This window comes from Marinobacterium profundum, assembly GCF_001528745.1.
Classification (GTDB): Bacteria; Pseudomonadota; Gammaproteobacteria; order Pseudomonadales; family Balneatricaceae; genus Marinobacterium_A; species Marinobacterium_A profundum.
The window spans coordinates 49,047-61,272 of the sequence record NZ_BCNS01000103.1; the positions used below are offsets into that span (position 1 = coordinate 49,047).

A 12,226-nucleotide genomic window follows, 5' to 3' on the forward strand; every position below is an offset into this window, starting at 1 on the left:
AAATTTACTGGCTACAGGGTTTGTGTGTGATGCTTGCAACTATTCAGATAACCGCAGTTATCTGTCTTTTGACTTAGACGCCTCGACCTTCCCGATCAGGCCTTGGGGGCCGCGCGATGGAGGTCTGCGTGCAGCCTGTTGGCGAGGGAGGCAGGCGATAAGGCTATGTTACTGAAGCGCTGAATGAACGAATAGCGATTTATAACTGTCATATTAATCGCAAAAAGTGATTGAATTGGCAGTGCTTCTCTTGCGCAAAAACTCGTGGCGCCAATGAAATCTGGCTCAACTGCGTTCTTGCAGGGGGGCGAGTTCGTCCATCATCCAGTCTATAAATGCTTTGGCCGCGCTGGACAGGGGGCGTCCTTCTGGGTAGGTCAGGTGATAGTTTTCCACAGTGTCTATCCAGATATCGAAGGGCGCGTGCAGTTTGTCCCGCAGGCTGGTGGTGCTGATCAGATCCTCGTATCCTAAAAATACGCCCAGACCAGACTGCGCCATATTTATCGCTATGGCGACGCTATCTACTCTGTGTTTGAGCGCGGCTGAGTCATCCACACCGACTTTAAGGAACCAGTCTGTCCACCCCTGGTGATTGCCGAGTATATCGATCAGCGGTAACGACAGCAGATCCATCGGATCATGTACCAGCTTGGAGAGTGAGGCGGCGCAATATGGCTTGAGGCGAGGTGTCAGCAGTGGTCTGCTAGCCTGCCCGGGCCAGCTGCCTCGGCCATGCCTGATGGAAAGGTCGACTGGCTCCTTGTCAAAGTCCTGATCCCAGTTTGAATGTCGGATCTCCAGCCTGAGCCCTGGATAGCGGCTACAGAAATTATTCAGCCTGGGGGCCAGCCAACCCAAACCAAACGCCATGTTGACTTCAATAACGAGCTCGCCGCTGGAAACCGGAGAAAAAATATCGGCCGTACTGCGTCTAAGGCCGTTAATTGCACTCTGCACGACGGGCAGATAGGACATGCCTTTATTGGTGAGGGATACGCGCCTGTGCTTGCGGTTGAACAAGGGTTCGCCCAGATGATCCTCCAGCAGGCGGATCTGCTGGCTGACGGCTGACTGGGTCATGTTGATTTCCCGCGCAGCTGCACTGAAATTGAGCAGCCGTGCCGCAACTTCGAACGTTTTGAGCCAATTCAATGGAGGTAGGCCTGATTTCATCTTATCTATAAGCTCAGCTTATTATTATTGCCTGAATAAGTTGTTAGAATAACTTTTCATGACAATCTAGCATAGGTTTCCGATGAGATTGGGGCCAATAATGCACTCAGGGCTGGGGCACCGATTCAGAGAATGCGAGGGTGCGACGAGTCGCCGAATTCGGGGTTAGAGCGCGCGCTCAGCTGGCCGGTACTGCATACACGAAGTATTAGTGCTTAAAAGTGGGGAGCTTAATTATTGGGCGGTTCCATAACGACAGACCCAATACGAGCGACAAAATGCATGCCTGTGTATCTGTGCCCGGTACTTTGGGTTCAAGGGTTTGTGGCGTGATTTACAGGCAGCCAGACGACGAAGCAACCTGTCCGCCAGGTTCATAAAGCAATTCATAATGGAGGTGAGGGTATGCTGAGAGCCGATCAGTTAGACGCTCTTATAGAGCAGCGTGGGGTGTTAAAGGGGTTGAACTCGACGCTCGGAATAACGGCGATCGTTATGGTCGTGTTCTTTATTTTGTATGCGGTGCTGTTGGGCAAAACAGCCAGTGATCAGTTTCTGGGTCTCAAATCATGGATTGAGAGCACGCTGGGCTGGTATTACGTGCTGGTGATGTTCTCGACCTTCGTGGTGTGCATGTATGTCATGTGCTCCAGGGTTGGCAAGATCCGCCTAGGCCGTGATGATGACCGGCCGGAATTCAGCAATTTTGCGTGGTTTTCAATGCTTTTTGGCTGTGGAACCGGGGCCGGAATGCTGTTCTTCTCTATGTCCGAGCCGATGATACATTTTGCCAGCGGCTGGAGTGGCGGTAACCCATTCCTCAGTGCAGACGTCAAAGCTGCGGTCGCGGTCTTCTTCGAAGCCAAACAGCTGGCGCTGAATAATGGCCTGCTGCCGGGAGACGCAGGTTTTCCTGTGCCTAGCAGTCAGGTTGCAGAGGCCGCGGCAGGCGGGCTCAAACTAACCATTTTCCATTGGGGCACCGTCGCCTGGGCCATGTACGGCATCGTCGGTCTCTCGCTGGCGTATTTTTCGTTCCGCAAAGGTCTGCCGCTCTCGATGCGTTCAGCCCTCTATCCGCTGATTGGCAACAAGATCTATGGTCCTATTGGGCACACGGTCGATATCCTGACCGTATTTGGTACCATTTTCGGGATAGCGACAACACTTGGGCTTGGGGTCGAGCAGATAGGCTCTGGCCTGATTTCGCTGGGCTTGCTGGAAGAAAAATCCCAGACTGTCACAGTCGTCTCCATTGTGCTGATCAGTGCTATCGCTACGGCATCGGCCACCAGTGGTGTCGCCCGCGGCATCAAGGTGCTGTCGACTTTCAACACCTGGGTTTGCATTGCCATACTGGCGTATTTCCTGTTGGCCAGTAATACCAACTATATGATCTCAAGCACGGTCACGGCCTTGGGCGATTACGTTTCAGATGCCGTGTCCATGTCCCTCTGGACGGCGCGCAGCCCTGAAGAGCGGGTTTGGCAAGGTGGCTGGACGATATTCTACTGGGGCTGGTGGATCGCCTGGGCTGGATTCGTCGGCATGTTTATCGCCCGGATTTCCCGTGGCAGAACGATCCGTGAGTTCATGATGGGTGTGATGATTATACCTTCCCTGGTGGCGCTGCTCTGGTTTGGCGTTATTGGGTCGGCTGGCATTTATGAATCCATTTATGGCGCCGATATGCAGATATATAATGCCGCCGTGAACAACTGGGACTATGCGGGCACCATATTCCGCTCCTTTGATGTGTTGACGCCAGGCCCTATTGCAACCATCGCCAAGGTTGCGGCATTGATTGTGGTGGTGATTTTCTTTGTGACCTCCGCGGATTCCGGCACTCTGGTGTTGGGGCGTCTGCTGGCCTTTGGTCAGCGGCCTCCGATCCAGCAACGGATTATCTGGGGCATGGTGCTGGGCGCAGTGACTCTGGTGGTACTGCTGCTGGGTGGAGACCAGGCGCTGAAGTCCCTGCAGGCTGCTTCGATTGCGGGCGCTTTGCCGTTCAGCTTCGTGTTGATCGCGATGATGATTGGCTTGCTAAAATCCCTGCGCAAAGACGGGGAAAGCGTGATTGATAATGAGGAGCAGGTTAAGAAACTCATCGAGCGGGAGATGCGCGACCTTTCGTAGCGGTGTAGTGCCAGCTTGATCTGAGGAAAGGCCTCTGCAGGAATTGTAGAGGCCTTTTTGCTATTGGGTGCTCGATGATGGGTGTCACTCGAGCACAACCGGAGATATAGATGAATATTGCCCAGATTGAAACATTTCTCGATGTGGCCAACAGTCAGAATTTTAACCGTACAGCGGAAAATTTGTCAGTCACCCAGTCCGCCGTGAGTACACGCATAAAAGCACTGGAAGAGACTCTGGGTGTCACGCTTTTTACGCGCGGGCGGTTCGGCGCAGAACTGACCAGCTCGGGTGCAAAATTCCGCCAATATGCGCTGCAAATCAGCGAGGTCTGGCGCCAGGCAAGGCAAGAGCTGTCATTGCCCCGTGGTTACGAGGGCGTGCTGCGGATGGGAACCCAGTTCAGTATCTGGGAAAAATTCGTCAACAGCTGGATCATCTGGATGAGCGAACGCTATCCCAACATAGCTCTGCATGTTGAGTCTGACTACTCCATCTCGATGATGGAGCAAATCGTGCAAAGGGAGTTGGATATCGCTGTGATGTACCAGCCCCGGATATTGCTGGATATCGAGATTACCAAATTGTTCGATGATGTCTTTGTGCTTATTTCGACCGAAGCCTGTGACTTGGCGGGGCTTGATCGGGACAAGTACGTCTATATCGACTGGTGCCTTGGATTTCGTCATGCCCATGCTCAGGCGATCCCCGAGCTAAAGGCACGCAGGGTGACCATGGGCCTGGGTACCATGGCTATCGATTATCTCAATACCAAGGGCGGATCGGCCTACCTGCCGGCCTGGCGTGCCCGCAAGCTGATCGACGACGGGGGCTTTTTTCGTGTGGCAGGCGCGCCCGAAATTCTGCAGCCTGTTTATGCCGTCTATCGCAAGGATGCATCCAGAAACGAGAGTTACGAAGGTGCCATTGAGAGCCTGCGCGCCTTTGCCCCCAGTTATAGCGAAATGATGGCGTCATGTCTGTCGGCACCCGCTGTTGTGTGAACCTGGTTGAGGCACGCCCTTATGAGGCGGTATATCGGGGTTTGCTGGTATACCGCGGATATCCACTACGGCATCAGATACCTTTCAGGTAGGTGCCGGCCTGTTTCAGCAGGCCATAGCCACTCACCAGCACAATACCGCACATGACCAACAAGGCGCCGAACAGGAAACCGGGCTCCAGGGGTTCGCTGAGCAGCCAGGCGCCCAGCACAACACCGAACAGCGGCGTGAGGAACGAAAAGGTCCCAAGACGCGAGGCCAGGTAGTTGCGCAACAGCCAGAACCAGACCAGGAAACTGGCAAAAGACACTATCACCGACTGGAACGCCAGGCTTGCCCAAAGCGCGGGCGTCGGGTTGACGCTAATCTGTCCCTGAGCCAGGGCAAATACCAGCAGCACGACAAAGGCAATCGACAGCTGATAGAGCAGGGTCTGGGTGGCCGGCAGCTGCGAGAGGCTGGTGCTTCTGATCAATACGGTTGTTGTGCCCCAGGCCGCACCCGCCATAAGTGCCAGGGCATCGCCCCAGAGCATGGATAGCAGGTCTGCGTTGTTGTTCGAATCCCGTCCCAGAAACGCCACCGCAATGCCGCCAAATGCCAGCAGGATACCGAACCACTGCAGGGGCGCTAGGCGTTCTGATGCAACCTTCCAGTGCAGCCCCAGGGCTGCAAATATAGGTGCGCTGTACATGAAGGTAATCACATGGGAGGCGCTGGTGTGGCGCAGGCTTTCCCCCATCAACAGATACTCGGTGGCAAACAGGGCGCCAATAAGGAGGCCGGGCTTCCAGCTGCCATCGGCAAAGTGCAGGCGCTCACCGCGGGCCTGCATAAACAGCCAGACCAGCAGGGCGCTGATACCGGAGCGCAACGCTATCTGCAGCACCGGCGACATGTCCTCGGCCGTGGCCTTGAGGGTGATTTGCTGCAGGCTCATGATCAGGCAGAACATGAGCATCAGGCTGGTGGCTTTGGTATCAAGCGGCTGTCGAGCGTCCAAGGGTGGCTCCCGGTTATGTATCCATATAAAGAGAAAGGCGATGGTCGCGTCTGCGTTTTACCACGGCTTTAAACCGAGCGGGTAATACCGCCGTCGACGCGCAGGTTCTGGCCGGTGATATAGCCACCGCCATCGGAGGCGAGAAAGCCGATAACATCGGCGATTTCCTCTACCTTGCCGTAACGCTGCATCGGTATGCGGTCACGGAACTCCGCTTTTTCGGGCAGGCTGTCGATAAAGCCCGGCAGTACATTGTTCATGCGGATGTTGTTGGCGGCGTACTTGTCGGAAAACAGCTTGGTGAAGGCCGCCAGGCCCGCCCGGAACACGCCCGAGGTCGGGAAAACCGCGTCCGGCTCAAAGGCGGCGAAGGTCGAGATATTGATAATAACGCCAGCGCCCTGTTCAAGCATGAATGGGGTTACCAGTCGGGTGGGGCGCACGGCACTGAGAAAATAGACGTCCATGCCGCTGTGCCAGTCGTCATCGCTGAGTTCGAGTACCGGCCCCCGCGGGCCGTGACCGGCGCTGTTAACCAGTACATCAATGCGGCCCCATGTGGCGATGACCTTGTCGATGAGCCGTTGCAGGTCGTCGTTGCACAGGTTGGATCCGGTTACACCTATGCCGCCCAGTTCTTCGGCCAGGGCCTCACCCTTGCCAGACGATGAAAGAATGGCGACGCGAAAACCCTCTGCTGCCAGTTTGCGTGCTGCCGCTGCGCCCATGCCACTTCCGCCTGCTGTTACAATGGCTACTTTCTGGTGTGACATCTTGATCTCCCGTGTTTGTTTCTGTTGCCTATCAAGCCTGACTTGCGGAAGATCGACCAATCATGATTGAGCAACAAAGACAGTAGGAAAACTACAGGATGAGAAGATGGGGAGCCGGTCGTGGACTCTTGCCAACACTGAATCATCTGATCGCGCTTGAAGCAACCGCGCGCCTTGGCAGCTTTCGTGCCGCCGCCGAGGAAATGTCGCTAACCCAGGGGGCAGTGGCGCAGCAGGTGCGGGCGCTGGAAAAGGAATTTGACTGTCCGCTGTTTGATCGCTTGCCCCGCGGGCTGAGCGCAAACCGGCAGGGCCGCGAATATATCACCCGGCTGCGTCTGGCGCTGGGCATTATCGACGAGGCCACGCGGGAGCTATTGCATCGGGATACGCCGGACGAGGCTGGGCGGCTGATTGTCAGCACCACATCGACCTTCGCCAGTCGCTGGCTGATTCCGCGTTTGCCGGAGTTCTCCCGCGCCAACCCGGATATCGCCGTGATGATTGACGCCTGCGATACTGCCCGGCCACTCAGTGGCAAGGGCTGCGTTGATATGGCGATTCGCTGGGGCGCTCCGCCTTTTGCCGAAAGCCATGCCCGCTTCCTGCTACCGGCCAGTTCCATTCCTGTCTGTGCCCCGGCTCTGCTGAGCAACAGCAAGGCACTGAGCCCTGACAATCTGGATGAGTTGCCACTGATCTCAGACAGTCACAAGAACTGGCAGCGCTGGTTCGAGTCCTGCGGGCGGCCGGGCGTGAAAATATCGGGCCCGGTATTCTCCCAGACGAGTCATGCGATAGAGGCGGCGGAGCAGGGGATGGGGGTTGCGCTGGTGCCCTGGCTGTTTGTTGAGGCGGCATTGCATGCGGGCACTCTGGTGCATGCGCTCAATAATCAGTTGCAACTCGATACAGATGCGGGCTTCTACATTATGACTGCGCAGCCGAGTGGGCCCGAGTCAGCCTGCGGCCGTGTGATTGACTGGCTGCTGGCCCAGGGAAGGGCAATTGAGCCTGCGGGCCCTTAATTTGGGAGAGAAGGGGTGTAGTTGTGTGGGCAGGCTGGCCTTATTCTCGGGAGGGGTATTCGCATTGGACCTCCTGTGCCAAGGAAGGCCCAATGATGAAGCATCCCTTCTTTAAATAGTGATCGGACGAGTCGATAGCTCCATATCCTTGTCGAGCGGAAAAATGGGTCGCGGTACGTTGCGATAGGGCAGCAGGTCATAGCGGGGGGTGCAGAGGGCGCCGCTGTCGCACACGATGACGTGTCCGGCAATGGGTTCGAATGCGGCGCGAAAGTGCTGCATCGACTTCAATGCGACGACGTTTTTGTGCTGCGGGTCTATGCCGAAGGCTTTGAATTGCTGCAGATCGAGTATCTGCCGGGCGATGCTGACCACCAGTATCTCGATACCGGCTACCCGCAGCACAGCACTGGGGCCGAAACTGCCGTGAAGTCCGTGGATCATGGGACCGTCACCAATAAAATGCCCATCGCTGACGGATACCAGCTCGCCTTCCAGGGTCAGGGGACCGCCGCCGAAGCGGGGATCGGTAACGCCACCCAGAGTGATCTGAACGGATTGACCGATCACAGCGTCGCGCAGTTTCTTCACAGCGCTGGAATCGACCAGGGGGCCAAAACAGGCGTTGCCGACATCGGCGTCAAGCAGCGCCCGCAATAGCTCGGTGGCGTCACCGTAGCCTCCGGCACCCGGGTTGTCGGCATAGTCGGCGATCACCAGCGGACCCTCGGTCGGCTTATACTGGGCAGCGATATTCGCCGCTTGTTCCACGCTGAGATAATCGTTCAGCACCTCGAAGCGGCGGTTCCAGATATCATCGGCCAGGGTTTCGGCGAAGGCACTGTGGGCGCTGAAATCGCCCTGTGCCGTTACCAGCACCGTGGGCCCGACCTCCACCACATCGGCACTGGCAAAACCTGCATTAATACTGACCGCGAAAACATCGTCCGTCTCTTCATAAGCCCGTGCAATTGCCATGCGCTCGATCATGGGGCCTATATCGGTGCGCCCGCCATTGACCTCTTCCAGCATTGGCCGGCTCACGCGGATCGTGCGGGGGTGAATCTCGCCCGCCATGGTACGTTGCAGAATTTCGCCTGCATGGCGACCCGCTTTGCGCATATCAATATGCGGGTAGGTTTTGAAGGACACAATAATGTCGGCGAGCGCACACATCTGGCGGCTGACATTGGCGTGTGGATCCAGGGTGATAGCGATGGGCAGATCCGGGCCGACCAGCGTGCGGATACGTGCAAGCAGCTCGCCTTCACCGTCTTCGCAGAAATCGAGCCCCATGGCACCGTGGAGCCCGAGCAGAATTCCGTCGAAGCGCTTGAGCCTGATGGCCGCGAGTATGGGTTCGCAGAGCCAGTCAAACGCCTGGCGTCTGACCTTGCCGCTGGGCCCTGCCGCCGCGCTCAGTACATGCTCAAGCTGCCAGTGATGTGCCCGCCCGGCGTCGAGAAAACCGGCGAGTTCGGTATTCTCATCGCCGCGCTCGGCAAGGGCGGCTTCACCCTTCAGCACATAGCGGGCCATGAAGGCCTCTCTGCCTGTTTTGTGCAGGCTGAAGGAGTTGGTTTCGTGGGAAAACTCAGCCGTAAGAACGTTGAAACTCATGCGATCTTCCGTGGGTTATTGATCGTTGGGCTCGCAGCCGCGGGCGCTGTCACAGGGATTGCTGTGCCGCCTGGGCGAGATGCGTGCAGTACCTTGGTGACAAAGGGTGAGGTCATGCTGCGCACAGTCGCGCTGTAATTGAGCTGAAAGCGCACCTCGGCACCGACGGCCAGGGGATGGTCGCCGCAGTCGATGATGAGGTGATCGCTACTGGCGTCGATAATATCGATCCCCGCGGGGCTGCTGAGGCCGTCGGGGTCCACGTCCTGTCGGCCGATGGCCAGAATCGCCTGGGCAATGTCACCCCGATCCGCCGGCGGGGCCTTTTCGCCGAAGGCGGTCTGGGCGATCTCCCCCCAGGGCTGGGTTGGCTTGATCTTCGATTCGATCACTTCGGCGACCAGGGTAATGGCATCGGTATAGAGACCATCAATCGGCTGGCGGTGCAGGGGTTCACATCCCAGCAGAATGGATTCACCCAGCCGCAGGTTGTTGATGCGGCCGCTGTCGGCATCGCTGAAGGCCCAGTTCAAGTTGGCTGAGTTGCCGCCTGTCACTATATCCAGGGAAATGCCGAAGGCGGTTTCCACCGAGCGCGCCAGTGCGGACAGCTGATCCATATTGCGGCTGTCCGGAGACACGCCGCAGTGACACGCCAGATTGGCGCCTATACCCTTTAACTCGATATTTGGCATATCAAGTACCAGGCCTGCGGTGCGTTCAAGGTCGGCCGGCATAATCCCTTCGCGCAGGTCGCCAAGTTCAACCATCAGCACGACAGCGTGCGCCTTTCCGACAGCTCTGGCTGCGTCTGAAAGGTGGCGAATGACGTCGAGCTCGCTGTTGAGGCTTATATCAGCGTAATGAATCACCCGCTGCACATCGCTGATCATGGGGGCGCGTATCAGCATCATTGGTGCGCTGATGCCTGCGCGGCGCATGGCTTCGATGTTCTCCATGCGCGAGTCGCCGATCATGCACACACCTGCCTGCAGCATAGTACGAGCGATTTCGGGTGAGCCGAGGCTTGCCTTCATCACCGCAGTAACCGAGATACCGCGGGCGGCTAATCGCGTGACCAGTGTGCGGGCATTGTGATGAATCTTGTCGAGATCGACTTCAAGGCGCGGCGCACTCATTGTGCGTGCGCGTTGAGCTTTTCCCCAAGTTCAGGAAATGCCCTCAGCACTATGTCTACAAGGCGATCCGGTGAGCGGGTCAGCGCATCTGTGGCCGGTATGCCCAGTTCGAGCTCGTAGGCATCGACGGCCGTGCTGACTTCATCATCGGTCATGTTTTCATGGTTGAGAGTCAGTCCAATGACCCGGGTATCGGAAAAGGTCTGGATCAGATTAATCTCGGCGGCCGGCAGCGGCATGGGCATCCGGTCGAAGTCGCAACGGTAGGTGCGGCCCGGTGCATGCTGCAGGATGACGCCGGTGGGGCAGCTGCCACGCAGGATAAATGAGGTGGTCGAAAACGCCGGGTGGCTCAGCGCTCCCTGTCCTTCAATAATGATCACATCGGGTTGTTCAGCTTCAAAGGCATCAAAAATGATCGCTTCCAGTTCGCCGGCGCAAAACTGCGAAGGCACTGCGTCCAGGGCGATACCGTAACGTGCGCCCTGTATCAAGCCCGTTTGGCCGGTGCCGACCATCACCACGTTCAGACCACGATCCCGCAGTGCACGGGTGAGGATGGTTGCCGTGGTGCGTTTGCCAATGGCGCAGTCAGTGCCCAGCACGGCAATACGCGGGCAGGTCACCTGTGCGATGCGACCGCTGAACATCCGCAGGTCTTTACTGGCGCGGGGGCGGCGGACATCCAGAATAGTTACGCCATTAGCGCTGCTTGCAGAAACAAATTCTGGGTCGTCGTTCAGAAACTCATGCAGGCCGTTGACTATATTCATGCCCAAACCAATGGCATCGAGCACCAGACTGCGCTCAGCGGCCGATAGCATGCCGCTGGATGGCGCCATTCCGAAGATGAAAAAGTCGGGCAGTGTGTCAGTTCGTGACAGTGCATCAGCCAGATCCCGGCAGATAGGAATGGCATTCGCTATTCCGTCAAGCACCATACCGGCGTCTTGTCCGGCCTTCTGGCTGTCGATGATCGACAGGATCTCGTACTTTTCCGAGTGTCGTACGAGGCCGTTGGCGGTCTTGCCGTCGATGGCGCCGAAGTTCGCTTCACAATAAACAATGGCCGTTGTGAGCCGCTTGGGTTCACCAGGGGATTGTGAGGGTGCTGCACGCTCAAAGGTGGCCGTGGCGGGGGAGGTCAAGTGTGCAGGCGTAGGTTGGAAAGAGGAAACTCGGGTGTCGTTCGGGGCAGTGCTGGAAAATGGTGTGTCTGGTGAAGGATGAAGCGGTAAAGCGGACCTTGGCGTGGCTAAGGCTTGGTCATCAGTGGCGGGCGGGCCCTGGGGTGAATAGAAGCGGGCCTGTGGGGGATGTTGCGGAATATCAGACATGAAATAACCTCTGTATGACGGAGGCTCAGAAGGGCAGCTGGATCGTGCCGACCTGGGTCGGATGTCAACAAGAGGTCCCCACTAAGCGGTGGGGTGAAAGTACATACTAACATAGTTGGGCCCCGGATTACGGAGCAAGCCCGTTGAGTACCGAACGGCGGCTAGCAACCTTCCGCTCCAATCGGCTCTATTTCCATCACCTAGGATGCAGCGAAGCGTCAACCCATCAATGGTTCATTGTTGGGTTACACCCCTTCGGGCCTGCATCCAACCTACATTCGTTCCAACCGGCTCTGGGCCCGACCTCCACAGGTAGGATGTGGTGTAGCGAAGCGCAACCCATCAATGGTTTATTGTTGGGTTACGGCCCTTCGGGCCTGCACCCAACCTACATCCGTTCCAACCGGTTCTGGGCCCGACCTCCACAAGTAGGATGCGGTGCAGCGAAGCGAAACCCATCAACCGATGGTTCATTGTTGGGTTACACCCCTTCGGGCCTGCACCCAGCCTACATCCGTTCCAACCGGTTCTGGGCCCGACCTCCACAAGTAGGATGCGGTGCAGCGAAGCGAAACCCATCAATCCACGAACTCTCTATATAGATAAGAGAGTCCAGAGCATGGATTGTCTATTTATTAACCAGGGCGTAATGATTTAAATGTGCACTGCTGGTTGTCGGGTGATCTATATTGCCGTCGATCAGCCGTTTTAGAGTTTGATTAGCCTCTTTTTGCACTTATTCGTTATTAAATTCAAAGGGGCTGTTGACTCTGATCGGGGGCAATGTAGAATGCGCACCTCGCTTAGGGAAAGCGGCTTTAACAGCCACCGACCAAAGCGAGCAAGTCGGAAGTAAGTGGTTGATTTTCAAGTGTTTAGCTTGATAAATTGGCCGGCTGTATCGGCTTGTGAGTCACTCGTTTTTCTCCTCGGCTTCGGTCGAAAATGTTGAAAATAAGAGTTGACTTAAAACACCGAGACGCTAAAATATGCGCCTCACTTGAGAC

9 protein-coding genes are annotated in these 12,226 nt (G+C 56.7%); 3 read left to right on the top strand and 6 right to left on the bottom strand.

The window, feature by feature from the left end; genetic code table 11:
- Window positions 1-285 precede the first annotated feature (285 nt).
- A complete protein-coding gene (locus MPRO_RS10120; protein WP_082708628.1) occupies window positions 286-1,176 on the bottom strand; it encodes a LysR substrate-binding domain-containing protein in 891 nt (296 codons plus the stop codon).
- A gap of 405 nt (window positions 1,177-1,581) precedes the next feature.
- Between MPRO_RS10120 and MPRO_RS10125 the strand changes: the two genes are divergently transcribed.
- Both MPRO_RS10125 and MPRO_RS10130 read left to right on the top strand, forming a co-directional pair.
- A complete protein-coding gene (locus tag MPRO_RS10125; protein ID WP_067291350.1) occupies window positions 1,582-3,315 on the top strand; it encodes a BCCT family transporter in 1,734 nt (577 codons plus the stop codon).
- A gap of 110 nt (window positions 3,316-3,425) precedes the next feature.
- Complete coding sequence (locus MPRO_RS10130; protein WP_067291354.1) at window positions 3,426-4,319, top strand: LysR family transcriptional regulator; 894 nt, start codon at window positions 3,426-3,428, stop codon at window positions 4,317-4,319.
- A 73-nt stretch (window positions 4,320-4,392) separates the two neighbouring features.
- Here MPRO_RS10130 and MPRO_RS10135 read toward each other — a convergent pair whose 3' ends face one another.
- Together MPRO_RS10135 and MPRO_RS10140 are read right to left on the bottom strand one after the other, a co-directional pair.
- Window positions 4,393-5,322, bottom strand: coding sequence for a DMT family transporter (locus tag MPRO_RS10135; protein ID WP_067291356.1), 930 nt, complete (start codon window positions 5,320-5,322; stop codon window positions 4,393-4,395).
- A 68-nt stretch (window positions 5,323-5,390) separates the two neighbouring features.
- Complete coding sequence (locus MPRO_RS10140; RefSeq protein ID WP_067291358.1) at window positions 5,391-6,095, bottom strand: SDR family oxidoreductase; 705 nt, start codon at window positions 6,093-6,095, stop codon at window positions 5,391-5,393.
- Between the two features lie 98 nt (window positions 6,096-6,193).
- Between MPRO_RS10140 and MPRO_RS10145 the strand changes: the two genes are divergently transcribed.
- Window positions 6,194-7,123, top strand: coding sequence for a LysR substrate-binding domain-containing protein (locus MPRO_RS10145; protein WP_082708630.1), 930 nt, complete (start codon window positions 6,194-6,196; stop codon window positions 7,121-7,123).
- Window positions 7,124-7,234: 111 nt separating this feature from the next.
- On the opposite strand, the gene MPRO_RS10150 is transcribed toward MPRO_RS10145, so the two are convergent.
- The 3 genes from MPRO_RS10150 to MPRO_RS10160 are packed head-to-tail and all read right to left on the bottom strand — an operon-like array spanning window position 7,235 to window position 11,030.
- Entirely contained in the window at window positions 7,235-8,743 is a 1,509-nt protein-coding gene (locus MPRO_RS10150) for a M81 family metallopeptidase (protein WP_067291362.1), read from the bottom strand.
- Window positions 8,740-9,882, bottom strand: a complete 1,143-nt coding sequence (locus MPRO_RS10155) for an alanine/ornithine racemase family PLP-dependent enzyme (RefSeq protein ID WP_067291365.1) — start codon at window positions 9,880-9,882, stop codon at window positions 8,740-8,742. The genes MPRO_RS10150 and MPRO_RS10155 overlap by 4 nt, the downstream gene beginning before the upstream one ends.
- Window positions 9,879-11,030 (bottom strand): N-acetyltransferase DgcN family protein, encoded by a 1,152-nt coding sequence (locus MPRO_RS10160; RefSeq protein ID WP_067291368.1) that lies wholly within the window; start codon window positions 11,028-11,030, stop codon window positions 9,879-9,881. Before MPRO_RS10160 ends, MPRO_RS10155 begins: the two co-directional genes overlap by 4 nt.
- Window positions 11,031-12,226 lie beyond the last annotated feature (1,196 nt).